We start from the raw sequence: 18,819 nt of genomic DNA on the forward strand, positions 1-18,819 counted from the left end.
ATAAGCTTATTTATCAAACACTTAAATAAGAAACAAAAGATTAAGAGGGGTTTCAGTGGCAGAAAACTGCAACAAGGGGCAAGGTTTTGATCCACATGGCGGCAACGGCGGCAAATCAGAGATCAAAGCATGCTTAACCTGAACTGAGGTATTTTCAGGCTAAGCATCAGATGAATGTCATGATGTTATCAAGCCAAGTGGCGAAAGCTCGCCTAACTTGATGATGCAGATTATCGGATCTGCAGGATATTTTGTTGTAGCTGGTTGTGCACTTCTAGCGAACGTGAGTTTGCTTGGAAGTTACGCTGAGCAGAAATCAGGTCCACCAGCTCCTGCGTCATATCAATGTTTGACTGTTCCAGCATACCGTTGTTGATGGTGCCGAAAGAGCCTTTGTTAGATTCACCCCAAATCTTGTCACCAGAGAACTGAGTTGAATCCCATTGCGTACCGCCCTTCTTATCCAGACCTTGCTCGTTTGGAACACGTACTAGCGCGACACGACCCAATGTGACGTTTTCACCGTTTGAGTAAGTCCCCATTACGCTGCCGTTTTCATCGAAGTCAACCTTGGTTAGGAAGCCCGTTGTTGCACCGTCTTCATCGAACTTAGTCAGTTCGAACGGAGCAGCAAACTGTGTTGCCGAGCCTAAACCGAAGTTAAGCGTCTGCGCAGGATCGGCACCATTCATATCGACTGGTGTCGTGTTCGTCGCCGGATCGCCCAGTGCCACAGACGTAATTGGCTGACCATTGTTCAAGCTCGCCAACGTACCATCGTTGTTGAACTTCATGGTATGCCCCACATGGCCTGTTGGCGTTTGTGCATCACCTGCCGCAACGTTTAAAGGCTTTTCACCTTCTTTATCTGTCACGGTGTAGTAAGTGTTCCACGTGTTTGGCTGAGTCTGATCTTTCAAGTAGTACGTCGTTAGCTTGTAAGACTGACCCATCGAGTCATAAATAGTCGAAGAGGTTGAACGGTTGTATGTATCTGGGTCTGAAAAATCAAACTGAGTTGGATCTTTCAAATCGCCGTTAGCTGGCAAGTTCACGCCCACTTCAATGTTTGCTGTTTGCTTTGGCTTACCAAATTCAGCAGGAATATTGATAGGTTGTGGCTCGTATGAAGAAACCTCACCAGAGCTTGGATCCACTTGGTAACCTAATAAGAACTCATCGTTCGCGGTCACCATGTAGTTTTCTTTATTTAAATGGAATGCACCATTACGTGTCAGTTCATTCTGTTGTGGAGTCAGACGCTCCTTCGCCACGGCGAAGAAACCTGTACCCGAAACACGCAGATCCATTGGGTTGTTGGTGTAAATGCTTGAGCCTTCATGGAACTGCTGCGCCACTTGGCTTGCTTGCGCACCACCACCCGGTGTGGTTTTTGCGTTAGTAAATAAAGAGTTAGAGTAGACATCAGCAAACTCAGCACGGGACTCTTTAAAGCCGTATGTGTTGGCGTTCGCAATGTTGTTACTGGTGGTGTTCAAATCCAGTTGGGCGGCGGACAAACCGCTTAAAGATACATATGACATTCCAAAATCTCCTAATCTAGCGAGCTATGACTACGCTTTGCCGACTTCCAAAACTTCTGCAAGTCGAACTGGCGATTCAAAACCAGCCAGATTGAGTAATACGTTTCCGTCACCTTTGCCGAGCAATACGCTATTTACGTTGGCATATGTCGATACTGGGAACTCTTGCGACTCCCCTTCAACCAAGCCAGACGCTTTCACTTTGTATTTGCCAGCAGGCAGTGGATTTCCGCTTTCATCTTTACCGTCCCAAAGCACACGCGTGTCGCCGGCTGGTTTCGCCCCTACCTCAAAAGTACGAACCAGTTGGCCAGCTTCATCCTCTACACGAACAAACAGATTATCGATAGATTGTGAAAGCTTAACCATTGCCGCCATTGGCGCGTCGTCCTGCTTCACACCTGCCGCTCCTGGGACCAATACGTCACGTCCTACCAAAGAGGAAGCTTGTAACGCTTGGTTTGATGTCATTGACGAGTTCAAACTCTCAAACTGAGTGTTCATCTTGCCAATGCCATCAACGGTCGCAAATGAAGCCATTTGCGCAATCATCTGGTCATTACTTACCGGCTTAAAAGGGTCCTGTTGAGACAATTGCTTCGTGAGCAATGATAAGAAGTCTTCCTGTTTTAGGTCTTGCTTACCCGTGCTCTCTTCCGTCTTCTTGTTACTCTCTTGTAGACTTTTAAGCTGGTCGATATAGGACAAGCCGCTTTGACCAACGTTGTTAATTCCGGCCATACGCTACCTCCTTATCCTTATTGACCCATCTGCAGCGTACGCAGCAGCATTTGTTTACTAGAATCCGCTACTTGCACATTGGTTTGGTATGCGCGAGAAGCTGAAATCATGTTCGCCATTTCTTCCATTACATTCACGTTCGGCTTGTAGATGTAGCCTTCTTCGTTTGCAAGGGGATGGTCTGGGTTGTACTCCGCACTCAGCGGTTTATCGCTTTCTACAATGCCCATCACTTTCACTGGCACCGTATCACCGCCACGCATGGCGTTACTTAACTCAGCTCCAAACACAGCATGGCGCGCTTTATAAGTGTCTTTCGCAGAGCTGCTGACACTGTCGGCGTTCGCCAAGTTGCTTGAGGTAGTGTTCAGACGAACGGATTCAGCGCTCATTGCGGAACCTGTCACATTGAAAACGTTAAATAAGCTCATCTAAATTATTCCCCTTTGATTGCTTTGGTTAAGTTCTTGAATTTGCTGCCTAGAAAGTCGAGTGATGCTTGGTGTCTGATTTGGTTTTGCATAAACAAGTTACGCTCTAAATCCAAATCTACCGTGTTGCCATCACCCGTATCAGGTTGCGTAGGAAGACGATATAGCTTGTCCCCGACCAACGTTGTAGTGGCAGGAATATGCCGACCATCCGTACGACTAAGACCAATGCTTGCCCCAGATGTTGCCGCTTGCAATTCCTTCGCAAAGTCTAAACCTCTTGCTTTGTAACCAGGCGTGTTGGCTTGTGCAATGTTGGTGGAAATCACCTCAGCATTGCGCTCACGTACGCCCACCGTGTGCTGGTGGATGCCTAGTGCATTGTCAAAAGATATAGCCATGTTTGCCTCTACAATTAAGAACTGACCGTGATTGATAACCAAAAAGCAATTAGCATGCCAAAAACATAAAGCGCTCTATCTACTTAATAGCTATCACCCATTGGAATAGCAATAAGTGAGCCAAAGTGACTGGAATGTCATGTCGTTTCACTTTGTTCACTTAATAAAGATACACCGTGATGAGGGAACAAAGCAAAATCGCGCTTCAATTTAGCAAGTGAAAACGTGGAAACACTCGAAGGCAGGAAACCAGCAAACAAAAAAGCCTGACACGAGGTCAGGCTTTTTATCAATGAAGAGATACCGCTATTTAAGCTTGTAAATGATACCCGGATTACAGCGCACCATTTCAAATTTATCAGTCAGACCAGTTAGCGACTCTGATGCCCCTAACAGCAGATAACCACCTGGGTTTAAGCTGCTCGCCATTTGGTTAAGCACTTTTGATTTCATTTCCGGTGAGAAGTAAATCAGCACGTTGCGACAAAAAATAATGTCGAACTTACCCATCAGTGCATAACTGTCCATCAAGTTTTGTGGACGAAAGTTCACCAAACGTTTGACGTTGTCTTTGACTTTCATACGGCCACCGTCCGCATTCTCAAAGAAGGTGCGGCGACGTTCTGGTGAAAGTCCGCGCCCTAGAGCCAAATTGTCATACACACCTGCACGACACATTTCGAGCATACTTGCTGAAATGTCTGTTGCTGTAATAGACACGTTTGGTAACAAACCCGGCTTGCGCTGTTGCGTTTCCAGAATCGTCATTGCAATAGAATACGGCTCTTGGCCCGATGAACTGGCTGCAGACCAGATCTTGATTGGGCGCTTGCTTGCCGCTACTTCTGGCAATAATTTGTCAGCTAAAACTGTGAACGGATAAGTATCTCGAAACCACAAGGTTTCGTTAGTCGTCATCGCGTCCACAGCGGCCACTCGTAATTCACGATTGCGCCCTGTAACAACATCACGTAGCAAATCTGATAACGATGCGAGCTTAAACTTCGTCACTAAAGGACTCAGTCGGCTACGCACAAGGTATTGCTTGCTATCACCTAACACGATGCCACATTGCGATTCTAGAAAACGGCTAAAGTCACGATACTCTTGATCACTGATTGTAATAGCAGTCATTAATGTCTCTTTTATTGTGTTAATGCAGATTTAACCGCGTTACCCAATTCATCTGGGTTAAATTTCGCAATGAAGGTATTGGCACCTACACGCTCAACCATAGCCTGGTTGAATACACCACTTAATGAAGAATGGAGGATAACATAAAGGTCTTTCAAATCGGCATGTCTGCGAATTTCAGCCGTTAAGGTATAGCCGTCCATTTCTGGCATTTCAATATCGGAAATAACCAACGAAATTTGATCGTAGATATTGCCTTCTTGAGCCATTTCAATCAACTTATTGTACGCTTCTTTGCCATCTTTGACAGATACGACCTCGAAACCGATTGATGTAATCGCACGCTCTACCTGTTTACGCGCGACAGTCGAGTCATCGGCAATCAATATACGGCGTACAATAGGCTTTTCTTGTTCTGCTTGCGCGATTTCTTCACCGATAGCGGAATCCATCGTTTCATCAACCGGCGCAATCTCCGCCAGGATTTTTTCAACGTCAAGGATTTCAACCAGCTCGTTGTCGATGTTCGTCACTGCGGTCAAGTAGTGCGCTTTACCCGCACCGTCTGGCGGCGGCAAAATCGCTTCCCAATGCATATTGATAATACGCTCAACCGATGATACCAAAAATGCTTGGATCGTACGGTTAAATTCTGCGATAACAACAAAACATTTATCCAGATCAGTGGTTGGGCGGCCACCAATTGCCAGGCTCAAATCAATAACGGACACGGTATGGCCGCGGATATGAGCGATACCTTTTACCAGCGGGTGTAGATTTGGCATTGAAGTCAGCTTAGGGCACTGCAGTACTTCTTTCACTTTGAATACGTTAATGCCGTAGCGCTGTCGGCCCATCAGTCGAAAGGTCAATAATTCCAATCGGTTCTGACCGACGAGTTGCGTACGCTGATTCACCGAGTCAAGAATCCCCGTCATATGCTCATCTCCATCTCAAACTTTTTGTTTTTAAATGATACTCTACCACTGGCAAGCACGATACCAGGGAGACAGTATGGCGTATTTCACTTTCACTTCGACACCATTGACTATGACAATATGTAGAGCGCTAATTACAAAGTACGCTAAGTCTATCGGCATTTTGCTCAGTATGTTTAGCTTTTTTGTTCATTCAGCTTCAGATAATCAGATCGAGCAAATAAAAACGGCAGCAGAACAACATATTCTTGCTACAGTTGATCAGCCTGATGGTGGCGAGCTATCTGTTAATGCGGCAGATATCGACTCGAGAATAAAAGCAACGGATTGCCCAGTGCCCCTGGATACGTCAGCTTCTTCCACCAGCAGTACTCGAAGCAACATCAATGTTCTAGTGGAATGCCCATCGGATGACTGGAAAGTCTATGTGCCTGTACGGATCTCGGTATCAGTGCCAATGATCGTCGCAACACGAACACTAGGGAGAGGAGAAATCGTCAGCGCGTCGGATGTCACCACTTCTATGATCGAGCTGCAGCGCTTTCGCAAAGATGGCTTTTCTAACTACGATCAAGTGGTTGGCGCAAAGCTAAAACGCAACGTTCGCCTAGGTGATGTTGTTGAACGTAATGATGTCTGTGTCGTTTGCCGGAATGAAAAGGTCACAATTAAAGCGGTAAATTCTGGCATGACAATCACCACGCAAGGCACAGCATTGCAAGATGGTGCGGCTGGCGATCAAGTAAGAGTGAAAAATGATAAGTCACAGCGTATAATAGAAGGCATAGTGACTGGCATTGCGGAAATCACTGTTAATTTTTAACACCCACTGGTAGCGTGTTTAAACTGATCAATAAAAATGCAAAAAATGACTAAAGTTATTTTTGCACTGGTCGATAGTCTGGATACCAGTATTACGATACAAGGCAAAGGTTAAACATGGCAGGTATAGATAATATACGTTCAGGGCAAATGATGACGACGACAAGTCGTGCACCTGCGCGTAACGATTCCAATGCTACCAGCACGACTGAATCGAAAAAAGCACCCGCACAACAAGACGCTGTATCACTCAGCCAGCAAAGCAAAGCCGTTAGCAAACTCCAAAAAGATATGGCAGCTTCTCCGGCCTATGACAGCGCCAAAGTGGCGGCAATCAAAGAAGCAATCACAAACGGTTCATGCAAAGTCGATCCTGAAAAATTGGCCGACAACATGATTAAGTTTGAAAACGAATTGCAAGGCAAAAGCTAACTGACTTAGGCCGAAGGTAAGTATTTTATGGCAGCATTAGTCGATCTCGTCAATTTCCAACTAGAAAATGCTAAGGCACTTTCTGCTGTTTTGCGTCAAGAAACACAAGCGATAACTGCGCGTGTCTCTACCGAGATTGAGAATATTGCCAAACAGAAGATGACACTCATTGATCAGCTTAGAACGACTGATCAGCGAATCGCCTCTCACCCGCACGTCAATCAACTTACTGAAGATGAGCACCTAAGTCAGGTTGTTGCTCAAATCCAATCGATCGTCCTCGACTGTCAACAAGTCAACAAAGTAAATGGTGAATCGCTTAGTCGCGCACAGCTGAGTTTCAATAAACTCAATAACATGCTTCAGCGAACTCATGGCAAAGTGGGCATGACCTACAATGCCGGTGGCAAAACCCATACTATTTCGACACTTGGCACCAATATAAAAGCCTAAACGTCACTCCTGCCCCACCATCTCTAGAATGTAGATATAAAAAAGCGACTCATTGTTGCCAATCAGCCGCGGGAAAGATTATCTGGTCTTCTGAAGTAATGCGCTCAGTGCATTAGAACAAGGTTTGTTGACGCTTCTCAGGCACCTGTTGAACTTCTCCGTAATCACGCAACTTATCCATCTTACGAATATCAAGACGCAGCTCTGTCACGTAACTGTCTTCAACAAGATAACTACGCACAACTTCTGCACCGCGAATCACACCATCGACCGCACCAGTGGTACTTTCAATACCCAAACGCTGGTCTTGCAGTTCGGCACGTCCACTAACACGCATGCCATACACTTGTTCTGCTAGCTCACGATAAGCATCAATTTTTGATGCGCGCATCGCTCGTACACGCTTCTCTTCTACTGTGCGGCCAGTTTGCTCACTGACACTCGCATAACCCACTGCCACTAAGATTTCATCTTGACGCATCTGTTGTAGTGGCTGACACCCCACTAATATCAGTGTGGCAATAATAAATAAGAACTTCTTCATGCTTCTATCCTATGGACGCAGAATCACAGTGTACGGCTGACGAATGGTTGGGTCTGAGCGAATCAACACGCCATCTTGCGTACGGATACTGTTTAACGTATCTAAGTCACGACCAATACGGTCAGCCGGAAGGAAACCCTGCGCCGTTGCTACAACCACACGGCTCTGCATACCGACCACACGTGCATTGACCAGCACCCCGCCCTCTTGGCGCAGCATCGTGCCAGTCAGTACATACTGAATTTGTTGCTCTTGCGCCAGATCTTGCCAATCACGGCTTAAAGCAAAATCGCCCTGCTGCGTCACTTGGATAGAGCCCGTAGTTTTGAAATCAACCACTTTAAACCCTCGGCGCTGGAACTGATGGATAAAACCTTCCGAAACCGAGTTACCTAACCAGTTTGTTGCATCCATATTTTGTAGGTCAACAAACGAGGTAATTGCAATCGGTGTCCGCGCAGATACCGCCACATTAGAAACCATCAGGTCTTCGGTCATGCTTTCAATGAAAAAGTCCATCGTATGACGTGGACTATCCATCAGCATGAACTGGCTTCCCGAGTACGGTTCTTTACCATTGTAAATCGGTGAGTACGCGCACGATGTCAGAAGCGTCATCATCGATGCGGCGACAAGCCACTTTTTCATGGTTTGATTCTCCAGATAATCTTAGGTGATACCGTTCTTGATTAATTCCTTTCTAAGAAAGTGAATATTGGAACAGTCTTTGCTTTTCTTTGTTTGCCTAACGAAGAAAAATCCACCAAACTTCACTGAAATTGTTAAAGCAATATTTATACCCGAACGGTTGTAATCAATGAAAAAAATATTAAACAGTCTGTTTTCAATCACTTTAGTGATGCTTGTGCCTTTTAAAGTAATGGCATCTTGGTATGAAGTAACAGGCGTTGCCACTATCGTTTCTTCAGAAGAAACGGCAAGGCTCCATGCGTTGGAAGACGCGCTGTTCAAAGCCGTCAATTTTTCGGGCGCAGATATTGGCAGTATTAGCAACTTGATGCCGCTGTTAGAGGAAAGCCGTAACGAGTACCAGTTTACCAACCATGAAGTCCGTTACATTTTGGTCGAGTCTGAGCGTAAACGTCGAGGTAAAGTCGAGGTAAAAATTCGCGTCGATATTTATCCATCGGCAACGGGTTGCCACACCGATCAATACAAAAAGACGATCCTTGTCGGCAATATTGAGGTTGCCTCACCACAACAAGCGGTGATGGGACAGATTTACCAAGTGGGTGACGATTTTAGCCGCGTGGTGAATCGCCAGCTGGATCAAACCTCTCGCAGCTTTGTGTCTGTGGGTACAACGGACTATTCAATTAGCAGTAACTATCCCGCTCGTACTCAAATGATCGCGCAAGACAACGGCGCACAATACATCATTGGGGGAGTCATTACCGATCTCACTGCGACGGTCGAATCTCAACTACTGCAAGATGACATCATCAATCGTCAGTTTGCGTTAGAGATGAAAGTATTTGATGGTAAAACTGGTCATGAAGTCTTCAACAAAGCCTACCGTGAAGTGGCGCGTTGGCCATTTGCCAAAACGAGCCAAGTAGATACTCGCAGTGCGCGCTTTTGGGCGTCGACCTATGGCGAGATGATGCTACGCGTTAGTCGCAATATAATGCTGGATCTAGAGTCAGAGCTGTCTTGCAAAATTACGCTGCCAGAGGTCGTCGCAGTCTTCGGCAATACGGTAACGATGGATCTCGGCCGTATGCATGGCGTAAAAGAGGGAGACAAATTGCAACTTTGGCACACCGCATCATTTATCGACCAAAACGGATTACCAAGAAATAAAGTATCGCAAAGTGAAATTACATTGACGGTATCTCGTATATACGAACACGAAGCCGAGCTGACGATTGATCAGCCAAATTTAGCCTCTAGTGTTCAAATTGGCGACGTAATGAACAAGATCCTATAAAAGCAAACATTAAGTCTTGAGATATGCTCACTTTTGAATATCATAGGCAGCGCATCTTATTTGATTATACCAATGACCGTAGTAAGTCGTTCAAAGTGATACTGATAAAGACCTAAACAAAGTTGCTAGGTTTGCATTCAGTAAAACGGTTCAATGAACTGCAACTATTGGTATTACGCCCCCATGGCACAGCTGGATAGCGCAGTCCCCTCCTAAGGGACAGGTCGTAGGTTCGAATCCTACTGGGGGCGCCATATCATAGCCTTAGCTCCCACTTGAGCTAAGGCTTTTTTGTATCCACTATTTCGAGCTTCACAGAGCGTTTCCAAGTAACGTGTGAAACAATTTCTTCAGTAATCAATATGATCGTCTCACTCCTTTACTCGACGAGATAAAACCTTTTACTGTTCCGACCTCTTCCCCTTGAAATCATTTCAACAAGCCCTATTTACAGTTTTGTATTTTATTACTTTAATTATCTATGAGTTTTGCTTACCCTTTTAGCTATTAATAAAATTATTAGTTAGCACTATGTCTAAGAGCAATTTAATAACTAACACTGGACACCGCTTTATTTCTAAAGGCAAGACTGCCTTTAAGATTCATATCCATACCCCCGAGGACACGGTACTGCACCGCTCGGTTGGGTTTGTTCGTATTGGAGAAAAGAAAGGCTTACAAAAAGCCATTAAGCTGAGAAACGAATTAGGCCGGCAAATGTGGGGCAAATTTTGGCGACGTCTTTTGAAGGATCCTTACCTCATGACCAGACTCCCACACAGCGTTGAGCCAAAAATTGTTCACAAGCCTAACCCCACTCTTGAAAACCCAGATAACCGAGATACGTGTTACATCGCTAAGTGGCGAGAGTTCAATGATGACGGTGACTACAAATACAAAACGGTGGTTCGCTCTATTAGTAAATACGGCAAGCTTGCCGCCTACATGCAAACCAAAAAAGCGTTGTTAGAAGCACATAAAGACAACTTGGAAATCCTAACATTCATGGGGCGCTTAAACAGCATTGACCTCAAGTGATGTTTACCGTTTTTAGCTTTTCAGTCCGTTTCAAATAGAAATGAAAAAGCCCCAAAGAGCGAACTCTTTGGGGCTTTCAGCTTCAGTCTTCTATACTACGGTCGGATAGGAGCTTATTGCTGAACTTGGTATTCAAACTCTGGAACAACGATTTCTACGCGACGGTTTTGCTGACGACCTTCACGAGTGTCGTTTGAAGCGATTGGGTTGTTTTCACCTTCGCCACGCGCTTGAATACGTGATGAATCAATGCCTTTTTCAACGAGTGCGTTAGCTACAGACTCAGCGCGTTTCTCAGAAACTTTTAGGTTGTAAGCTGCTGGGCCAGAAGTATCTGTGTAACCTACAACTTCAACGTTCGCTTGTGGGTGCTCGTTTAGGAAAGCAACTAGGTTATCAAGTTTTGCAGCGCTCTCTGGTTTTAGAGTTGTGCTGTTTAGATCGAAGCTACCAGTGCCGATTGTTTGAGTTTCGAATGTTTTCGTTACAACTACTGGCTCTTCTACCACTTCTTCTACAACCACTTCTTCAACAACAACTGGCTCTTCTACGATTACTGGCTCATCGTTGCCGCCGAATTTGAAAGAAACACCCAGTGTTGCTGTGTTACCTGTCGCACGAGTTACATCGTTGCTGATATCAGTCAGAGTTTGGTATTCCGCACGAGCAGTTACGTTTTGGCTTAGGTTGAACTCAAGGCCAGCTGCGCCTAGGTAAGAGTAATCATCTTTGCCATCAAACATTACGTAAGCGCCACCCACTTTACCGTAAAGTGCGATGTCTTCAGTGATTGGTAGGCTGAATTTAGGTGCAAGAGTGATTGCTTCTACATGGCCACCGAAAGAAGTTTGGTTAAAATCACCGATGTTGTCGAAACCTGCTTCTACTGCGAAGTATTTATTCATTTCGTAACCAACAAAAGCGCCAAGAGTAGAGTCGTCTTTGTCACAAGCCTGGCCCGCTACACACGCGTCTTCCATCCATGACTTACCCATCTTACCACCAACGTATACTTCTGCTTGTGCTGCTGAAGCCATAAGTAGAGACGCTGAAATTACCGCTGCTAATTTTTTCATTATTGATTCCTCTAAAGAAGTTCTTTTGTTAGATGCCGAAATGCGCCGTCTGACTGACGTTGTATTTCAATTCTTTTTATTCATTCCTTGAGTGAGATACTTAGTCAGCTTCTTTTTATGCACATGCATTTTTTTTATGGAAGCTACTTACGTACATTTCCTGTTCAGTGATACATATCGCCATCTCGGTATCACTGACGGGGTGAACTATAACGCTAAGAAATCGCGAGAAAAATCCCAATTCTGTCAATTTATTGTCATCAAAAATCTCAACAACATGTGATCTTAAGCAAAAAAATCCCCACACAATCACGACGCAAACGTTTGCTTTATTTTCTGGAACACTACAACTTAAGCAAAGTTTTTTCTTAAAAATGAGACAACAAAAATGGAACTTTAAGGAAGGTGGATAAAAATCAATCAGATATTTGATATATAATCGCTCGTTTTTTATTCATGCCAACGATGTTTGGATTAAAAAATCTTATCCATACCTAGGTGAATTACGGTCCTAAATACCACATCCTTCACCGACATATGAGAAGATTTCTCATTATCTAGGATTCAGATACAAAAAAGCCGCGGGTGTTTACCGCGGCTTTGTGACTATTTATTCAAAAGAACGTTTAGCTCAAAGCAATTATGCGTTTGCTTCACGCTCAGCAATGAACTCAAGCGCCATCTTAATACGAGCAACACAACGCTCTTTGCCAACCAGTTCCATTACTGCATCTACAGAAGGAGACTGACCGCCGCCTGTTACAGCAACACGTAATGGCATACCGATTTTGCCCATGCCGATTTCTAGCTCTTCACAGACTGCTGCGATAACGCCATCTTTGATGTTTGCTGTTGTCCACTCGGTCAGTGCTTCAGCTTTCGCTAGAGCAAGCTCTAGAGGCTCTTTAGCCACACCGCGTAAGTGTTTCTTCGCTGCGCCCGCTTCAAACTCAGAGAAATCTTCGTAGAAGTAACGGATTTGCTCAGCTAGCTCAACCAGCGTGTTGCAACGCTCACCCACTAGCTTGATCACGTCAGTGATAGCAGGACCATTCGTTACGTCTAGTTTTTGTTGATCTAGGTGCCATTGTAGGTGCTCTGCAACGTACGCAGGATCTGAGTTTTTGATGTAATGGTTGTTCAACCATTGCAGTTTATCCGTGTTGAAGGCAGACGCTGACTTAGATACTGCATTTAGGCTGAATAGGTTGATCATCTCTTCTTGAGAGAAGATTTCTTGGTCGCCATGAGACCAACCTAGACGCACTAGGTAGTTGTTTAGTGCCGCAGGCAGGTAACCCATATCGCGATATTGCATGACTGATACAGCACCGTGACGTTTCGACAATTTCGCACCGTCATCACCCAAGATCATTGCACAGTGTGCAAATGTTGGTACTGGCGCACCTAGTGCTTCGTAGATGTTGATTTGACGAGGCGTGTTGTTGATGTGGTCTTCGCCACGAACAACGTGAGTGATACCCATGTCCCAGTCGTCCACAACTACACAGAAGTTGTAAGTAGGTGAACCGTCAGTACGACGGATGATTAAGTCATCCATTTGGTCGTTGCGGATTTCGATGCGACCACGAATTTGGTCATCAAATACTACGCTGCCCTCTTTTGGGTTACGGAAACGGATAACACATGGGTCGCCGTCTTTTGCCGCTTCGTTTGCCGCTTTGATTTTTGGATGGTTCGCATCGTAACGAGGCATTTCTTTGTTTGCTTCTTGCTCTGCACGGATTTCATCTAGCAGCTCTTTAGACGCGTAACATTTGTAAGCTTTGCCTTCTGCCAGCAGCTTATCAACCATTTCGTTGTAACGATCAAAACGTTGAGTTTGGTAGTAAGGACCTTCATCCCACTCCAAGCCTAGCCATTCCATGCCTTCAAGAATTGCATCAACTGCTTCCTGAGAGTTACGCTCAAGGTCTGTATCTTCGATACGTAGAACGAATTCACCACCTTGGTTTTTAGCGTATAGCCAAGAGTAAAGTGCAGTACGCGCACCACCAACGTGTAGATAGCCAGTTGGGCTAGGAGCAAAACGAGTTTTAACCGTCATTTGAGTTCCTTAGGGATAATGAGCAACGAGAGATCTCTCGTTGTAATGTCAAGGATAAAAGTGGCGACATTTTACCACCGTAAGTCAATTCTACAATCGGTTTGACACCAGAAATACAAACAGGGCAGCACCAATAAAGGTACTGCCCTCCTATTTACTGTTAAAGTGCAGAACGAAATTACTTCAGGTTACGCATCGCCCATTGCATAAATTCTTGCTGCTCTTCACGGCTTAACTCATTAAACGATGCTTTGATTGTTTTGGTTTCCGCCGGAGAAGACGCAATGCTTGCCTTGGTCGATTGTTTGTTCATTGCATTGTTATAGTCAGCCACTTCTCGCTCGTAATCACGAAAACCTTGCAAACCACCTTTACGAAGTTGAACCATAGAAAATGCCACTTCTTTTCCGTGTTTGTCTTTCAATACCACTTTGGGATCGAGTTCGAAAGCTTTCGCTTCTTCGATGGTACGGAACGCTTTGTAAGTCAGCGATAGTTCGGCGTCTTTTTCTGCTTCAAACTCTAATACCAGTGGCTGCGAATCGAACTTACGGCGCTTGCCATCTTCAAAGACAATTTGTCCAACCGTCACCGCCAACTGATTTTCCCCGTCCTTCAGCTCGATGCTGTTATTTTTGGAAATCCACTCAGGGTACACGAACTCACCGTTGAGAACGCGAGGAACCAGTTCAGCTTGCAGAGTCAGTTGAGCAGCAAAAGCAGGCGCAGAAAGCATTGCGCAAAGTCCGAGAAGTGTCGTTGTTTTTTTCATCGTGGTTTCTCACTTTATACCAATTTAGATAAGCCTCTGAAACTTACAGGCCAGTCATTCCAAAGGCTTATTTGAATCAGTATCAAGACAAAAAGGGCGTTTCCGCCCTTTTAGCTGCTTCTTTATTAGAAGTAGTATTCAACACCCACAGAGAACTCATCGTAGTCCGCAGATTTCCAACGCGCTTCTGTTGGTTTATCCAGTTGATATGCACCGTCGCCAAAGTCTAGCGTACGAGCACGTACGTAAAGCACTGCCGATGGGTCTACGAAGTACATAACTTGTGCAGATAGTACATCGTCTGCTGTATCGTTAATTGTCTTACCATCACGCTCTAGATCAAAGTTCGCTGCGTAAGCCAGTTTGTATTGCCAATCACCAGTGGTGTACATGATAGCGGCAGACATTGCGTCTTGCTTCTCACTCACGCCGTTGCTTGCGTCAGCTTCCATGTATTTGTATTGCGCGAAGAAAGAAATACCGTTATCAAACCAGCCTTGAGCACCCACCAAGTATGTGTTGTTTTCCCACGTTTGGCCTTCCATCTTAATGTTACGGTTACCCTCGTATGCAGCATCTAACTGAATTGGACCAATTTTGTAGTGCGCTGCGACACCACCCCAGTAGTCATCACCTTCACCCAGACCCGCTTTGTCACCTGCACCTGCCGCGATATCTAGAGAGAATTTGTCCGCATACATTGGGGAGTCCCAACGAATGGTGTTTGATTGACGGTCTTGATACTTAGCACCACCAATTGCACCACCCCAGTCGTAAACGTCACCGAGACCTGGGTTAGATGCAGGCCAGTCAACTAATTCGTACATCGGTGTTAATACACGACCTAAACGAACTTGACCCCAAGATGCACTTTCAAAACCGACGAATGTGTCACGTTCACCAAGACCTGCACCCTCGCCGCCAAAGCTAGGGTCAACGTAACCACCTTCGATTTGCCAAATAAAAGTAGGGCCGAAGTTAGCAAATTGTTTTTTACCACGGAAACCGATGCGAGATTCGTTGTTTAGCTGCATGCCACCTAGATCATCGTCCGTTGCTTTGTTGCCAGAATCGTAATCGCGGTACGCGGCCTGCATCGCGATGATCCCGTAAACTTCATAAGAGAATGAATCTTTGGTTAGGAACTCTTTTGCTGCGTCACTGTTTGCACCATCAGCAAATGCAGCACCACTGAACATCATGCCTGTGATTGCCGTAGCAAGTAGGCTTTTCTTTAGGTAAGACATTTTTAACCCCTATATTTTTTAGTTTTTTCCATTTTCAAATTCGCTAACTAGGACATGGCAGGAACTTGAAACAATGTTTGGACGGGGCAAATATGACAAACTTTTTTCGCACTAAAAAACTTTCCCTACAGCAATCTGAGCGACTTCAAAATGAGAAGATCAAAAACAATATAAATACTTAATAATCAAATAATTAAGTTCAAATATAAAAAGTTAAAAACGTTAAAAGCACTTCTTGACACTGAACTGACATTGAGAGCATCTTAAAAGCGTGAGCGACTTCATTCATCTTTTAGGTGTTTTAACGGAACTTTATATTCAGAGAGAAAAAACCTTGAGATCACTCGCAAGTAAAATGGCAGTGAACTTTTGTGATTCAAGCGATTTTGACGAAATTGTTGAGAACAAAAAATGGGTATTGACCTTACCCTTGCAGAAAGGTTTAAGCTCAATGTATCACTATTATTGAGGTGCAGATTATGTATCAGTTTGTCATACCTTTATCAGGGCTCAACTGCATGGGCTGTGCGAGAAAAGTTGAGAAGGCTTTACATGCGAATCACGATGTAGAGATCCTCACTTTGTCCCCAACGCAAGTCGAGGTCAAAACCGAGTCCTCTCTCAAAGAGCTTGTCTCATCAATTGAATCTCTTGGTTACCAAGCAGGAAATCAGTACGAGTTAAACCTTTCAGGCTTAAGCTGCGGCGGCTGCGTGAAAAAACTCTCGTCTTTATTAGACTCTCATCAAGACGTTATTTCTTTCGAGGCTTCAACAACGCACTTAGAGATTCGTACCCTACTCTCCGAGCAACAAGTCATTGAGCTAGTTGCCAGCTTGGGCTATACGGCCAACAATAGCGCTGTTACTGATAACTCAGTTGCTGAAGAGCACAAGGCAATCACTCCCGATCAACGCCAAAGCCAGACATATCAAAGCGAAAAAGGCGACCAAGCAGCGCCTGACGAGCAACCAGCAGGCACAGCTCAACTACAGATGTTGATTCAAGGTATGACCTGTGCAAGCTGTGTCGCATCAGTAGAAAAAGCCCTGACTAATGTACAAGGGGTTGAAAAAGCTCAGGTAAACCTCGCAGAACAAAGCGCACTGGTGTTTGTGACTGAAGACTCAGATTCGTTACATCAATCTATTTTGCAATCTGTCAAACAAGCGGGTTACCAAGGCGAGGTTTTACAAGACGCCGCGACACAGCAAGAAAAGCAAGCGCAGCAACAACGTCAACAGCAAAAACGTTTTAAGTTGGATGCCATTGCCGGCCTTGTTGTGGGTGCCCCTTTGATGATTTGGGGTGTTGCTGGTGGCAACATGATGATTCGCAACACCAATGACCAATTGGTTTGGGGCGCGATCGGTATTGTGTGTTTGCTGCTGCTTGCCACTGCCGGAAAACAGTTCTTTAGTAACGCTTGGTTAGCAGCCACTCACAAGCGCGCCACGATGGATACCTTAGTTGCGCTCGGTACTGGCGCAGCGTGGTTCTATTCTATGCTTGTGGTGATTTTCCCAGATTGGTTCCCAATGGCATCTCGTCATGTTTACTTCGAAGCCAGCGCGATGATCATTGGTTTGATTTCACTTGGTCACTATATAGAAGCCAAAGCGAAAGCAAACACAACTCGCTCGCTTCAGGCTTTGGTGAACTTACAGCCTCAACAAGCGACCGTCATCACTGAGCAAGGTGATAAACAAATCGCGGTAGAAGAAATCACTTTAGGAATGAAATTACGTATCAAGCCGGGAGAGAAAGTGCCCGTCGACGGTACGGTAATTAATGGTGAATCGTACATTGATGAGTCCATGCTAACAGGTGAACCCGTTCCTGTATTAAAAGCACAAGAGGCTCATGTATCCGCAGGAACATTGAATACCGACGGCTCTCTCACTATAGAGGCTACCGGAATCGGCGCAAATACGATGCTCGCACGTATTATTCGTATGGTGCGCAGCGCTCAGAGCAGCAAGCCCGCCATCGCTAAATTGGCAGATCAGATTTCATCGGTGTTTGTCCCTGTCGTTGTAGGCATAGCAATACTGGCCGCGCTTGTTTGGTTTGCCGTTGGCCCAGAGCCAAAAGCGAGCTATATGCTGGTGGTCACCACAACCGTACTTATCATCGCCTGCCCTTGTGCTCTAGGCTTAGCAACCCCACTTTCTGTCACGGTGGGTGTGGGTAAAGCCGCAGAACTCGGCATTTTGATCAAAGATGCTGATGCCCTGCAGCTAGCGAGTAAAATAGATACGGTTGTGTTCGATAAAACAGGCACGCTTACCCAAGGTAAACCGAGTGTGCAGCAAGTGTTTACTCAGACCACCAGCCAAGAAGAGCTGTTGGGGTTAGCGTACGCCGCCGAGCGTCAGTCAGAGCACCCACTAGCAAAAGCGGTATGCAACTTTGCTAATCAGCACGACACGCAAGAAGTGACTCTCGATAAATTTGAAAACGTTCGTGGGCGCGGCATTTTGGCAACGTATCAAGGTAAACCGCTGCTTATTGGCTCGCTTCAATTTATGCAAGCGGAAAACGTTGCAACAGAGGCTCTTCAGGATGAAATTGACGAATGTGCTCAGAACGCATGGACTCCGGTTGCCGTTGCGCTCGATGGTGAGTTAGTCGGCCTGATCGCCATTGCTGACCCAATCAAATCGGATGCAAAACAAGCGCTCTCTGCATTAAAATCGCAAGGCATCAAAACGGTAATGCTAACGGGTGACAACCAACACGTAGCCAACGCTATCGGTCAAGAACTTGGTATTGATGAAGTAATCGCTCAAGTAATGCCAGATGAGAAAGCTCAGCACATTGAGCAACTTCAATCCCAAGGCCATGTCGTGGCAATGGTGGGGGATGGCATTAACGACGCCCCTGCTCTCGCGTTAGCCAACCTTGGTATTGCCATGGGTAGCGGCAGTGATGTCGCCATTGAAAGTTCGCAAATGACCATCCTGAACACGTCACCAATGGCGGTGGTACATGCGATTGAACTGTCGCGCGCTACACTTAAAAACATGAAGCAAAACCTATTTGGAGCCTTCGTTTATAACTCACTGGGGATCCCTGTTGCCGCAGGCGTACTTTATCCTGCATTTGGATTTTTGCTCAGCCCAGTTGTCGCAGGTGCGGCAATGGCGCTGTCATCTATTACTGTCGTTAGTAATGCAAATCGACTACGACTTTTTTCAGTAAAATAACCACTTATATTTGAGGCT

Annotated in this window: 18 protein-coding genes and 1 tRNA gene; 7 read left to right on the top strand and 12 right to left on the bottom strand. The window is 45.4% G+C overall.

The window, feature by feature from the left end:
* Positions 1 to 230: 230 nt before the first annotated feature.
* The 6 genes from flgE to EX191_RS12000 form a co-directional block, all read right to left on the bottom strand.
* Complete coding sequence (flgE, locus tag EX191_RS11975; protein WP_005393123.1) at positions 231 to 1,544, bottom strand: flagellar hook protein FlgE; 1,314 nt, start codon at positions 1,542 to 1,544, stop codon at positions 231 to 233.
* 30 nt (positions 1,545 to 1,574) lie between these two features.
* The gene (gene flgD / locus EX191_RS11980) at positions 1,575 to 2,285 is read right to left on the bottom strand and encodes a flagellar hook assembly protein FlgD (protein WP_005393125.1); all 711 of its coding nucleotides are present in this window, start codon (positions 2,283 to 2,285) and stop codon (positions 1,575 to 1,577) included.
* Positions 2,286 to 2,302: 17 nt separating this feature from the next.
* The gene (flgC, locus tag EX191_RS11985; RefSeq protein WP_005393132.1) at positions 2,303 to 2,716 is read right to left on the bottom strand and encodes a flagellar basal body rod protein FlgC; all 414 of its coding nucleotides are present in this window, start codon (positions 2,714 to 2,716) and stop codon (positions 2,303 to 2,305) included.
* Between the two features lie 5 nt (positions 2,717 to 2,721).
* Entirely contained in the window at positions 2,722 to 3,117 is a 396-nt protein-coding gene (flgB, locus tag EX191_RS11990; RefSeq protein ID WP_005382026.1) for a flagellar basal body rod protein FlgB, read from the bottom strand.
* Positions 3,118 to 3,423: 306 nt separating this feature from the next.
* A complete protein-coding gene (locus tag EX191_RS11995; protein ID WP_005382024.1) occupies positions 3,424 to 4,251 on the bottom strand; it encodes a CheR family methyltransferase in 828 nt (275 codons plus the stop codon).
* A gap of 11 nt (positions 4,252 to 4,262) precedes the next feature.
* On the bottom strand, positions 4,263 to 5,189 hold the full coding sequence (locus tag EX191_RS12000; RefSeq protein ID WP_005382022.1) for a chemotaxis protein CheV: 927 nt from the start codon (positions 5,187 to 5,189) through the stop codon (positions 4,263 to 4,265).
* A 76-nt stretch (positions 5,190 to 5,265) separates the two neighbouring features.
* On the opposite strand from EX191_RS12000, the gene flgA reads away from it, so the two are divergent.
* From flgA to EX191_RS12015, 3 genes are all read left to right on the top strand, one after another.
* The gene (gene flgA / locus EX191_RS12005; RefSeq protein ID WP_085342935.1) at positions 5,266 to 6,012 is read left to right on the top strand and encodes a flagellar basal body P-ring formation chaperone FlgA; all 747 of its coding nucleotides are present in this window, start codon (positions 5,266 to 5,268) and stop codon (positions 6,010 to 6,012) included.
* A 116-nt stretch (positions 6,013 to 6,128) separates the two neighbouring features.
* Positions 6,129 to 6,443: a flagellar biosynthesis anti-sigma factor FlgM gene (gene flgM, locus EX191_RS12010; protein ID WP_193447821.1), complete on the top strand. Its 315-nt coding sequence runs from the start codon at positions 6,129 to 6,131 to the stop codon at positions 6,441 to 6,443.
* Between the two features lie 27 nt (positions 6,444 to 6,470).
* A complete protein-coding gene (locus EX191_RS12015; RefSeq protein ID WP_012842057.1) occupies positions 6,471 to 6,896 on the top strand; it encodes a flagella synthesis protein FlgN in 426 nt (141 codons plus the stop codon).
* Positions 6,897 to 7,008: 112 nt separating this feature from the next.
* Here EX191_RS12015 and flgP read toward each other — a convergent pair whose 3' ends face one another.
* Both flgP and EX191_RS12025 read right to left on the bottom strand, forming a co-directional pair.
* Positions 7,009 to 7,440: a flagellar assembly lipoprotein FlgP gene (flgP, locus tag EX191_RS12020; RefSeq protein WP_031854523.1), complete on the bottom strand. Its 432-nt coding sequence runs from the start codon at positions 7,438 to 7,440 to the stop codon at positions 7,009 to 7,011.
* A 9-nt stretch (positions 7,441 to 7,449) separates the two neighbouring features.
* Positions 7,450 to 8,088: a FlgO family outer membrane protein gene (locus EX191_RS12025; protein WP_005382013.1), complete on the bottom strand. Its 639-nt coding sequence runs from the start codon at positions 8,086 to 8,088 to the stop codon at positions 7,450 to 7,452.
* Between the two features lie 169 nt (positions 8,089 to 8,257).
* Between EX191_RS12025 and EX191_RS12030 the strand changes: the two genes are divergently transcribed.
* The 3 genes from EX191_RS12030 to EX191_RS12040 all read left to right on the top strand — a co-directional run bounded on the left by EX191_RS12030 (position 8,258) and on the right by EX191_RS12040 (position 10,429).
* Entirely contained in the window at positions 8,258 to 9,391 is a 1,134-nt protein-coding gene (locus tag EX191_RS12030) for a flagellar assembly protein FlgT (protein ID WP_048626114.1), read from the top strand.
* Positions 9,392 to 9,568: 177 nt separating this feature from the next.
* Positions 9,569 to 9,645 (top strand) — tRNA-Arg (locus EX191_RS12035).
* 277 nt (positions 9,646 to 9,922) lie between these two features.
* Positions 9,923 to 10,429, top strand: a complete 507-nt coding sequence (locus tag EX191_RS12040) for a hypothetical protein (RefSeq protein ID WP_031780328.1) — start codon at positions 9,923 to 9,925, stop codon at positions 10,427 to 10,429.
* A 113-nt stretch (positions 10,430 to 10,542) separates the two neighbouring features.
* Here EX191_RS12040 and EX191_RS12045 read toward each other — a convergent pair whose 3' ends face one another.
* The 4 genes from EX191_RS12045 to chiP all read right to left on the bottom strand — a co-directional run bounded on the left by EX191_RS12045 (position 10,543) and on the right by chiP (position 15,592).
* Complete coding sequence (locus EX191_RS12045; protein WP_006743033.1) at positions 10,543 to 11,505, bottom strand: OmpA family protein; 963 nt, start codon at positions 11,503 to 11,505, stop codon at positions 10,543 to 10,545.
* Between the two features lie 640 nt (positions 11,506 to 12,145).
* Positions 12,146 to 13,573, bottom strand: coding sequence for a glutamate--tRNA ligase (gene gltX / locus EX191_RS12050; protein ID WP_005393148.1), 1,428 nt, complete (start codon positions 13,571 to 13,573; stop codon positions 12,146 to 12,148).
* 178 nt (positions 13,574 to 13,751) lie between these two features.
* Entirely contained in the window at positions 13,752 to 14,345 is a 594-nt protein-coding gene (locus EX191_RS12055; protein WP_104971375.1) for a YccT family protein, read from the bottom strand.
* Between the two features lie 125 nt (positions 14,346 to 14,470).
* A complete protein-coding gene (chiP, locus tag EX191_RS12060; protein ID WP_048626112.1) occupies positions 14,471 to 15,592 on the bottom strand; it encodes a chitoporin in 1,122 nt (373 codons plus the stop codon).
* Between the two features lie 479 nt (positions 15,593 to 16,071).
* On the opposite strand from chiP, the gene EX191_RS12065 reads away from it, so the two are divergent.
* Positions 16,072 to 18,801: a heavy metal translocating P-type ATPase gene (locus tag EX191_RS12065; protein WP_193447822.1), complete on the top strand. Its 2,730-nt coding sequence runs from the start codon at positions 16,072 to 16,074 to the stop codon at positions 18,799 to 18,801.
* The last annotated feature ends 18 nt before the right edge of the window (positions 18,802 to 18,819 follow it).

This window comes from Vibrio chemaguriensis, from assembly GCF_012275705.1.
In the GTDB taxonomy this organism is placed as follows: Bacteria; Pseudomonadota; Gammaproteobacteria; order Enterobacterales; family Vibrionaceae; genus Vibrio; species Vibrio diabolicus.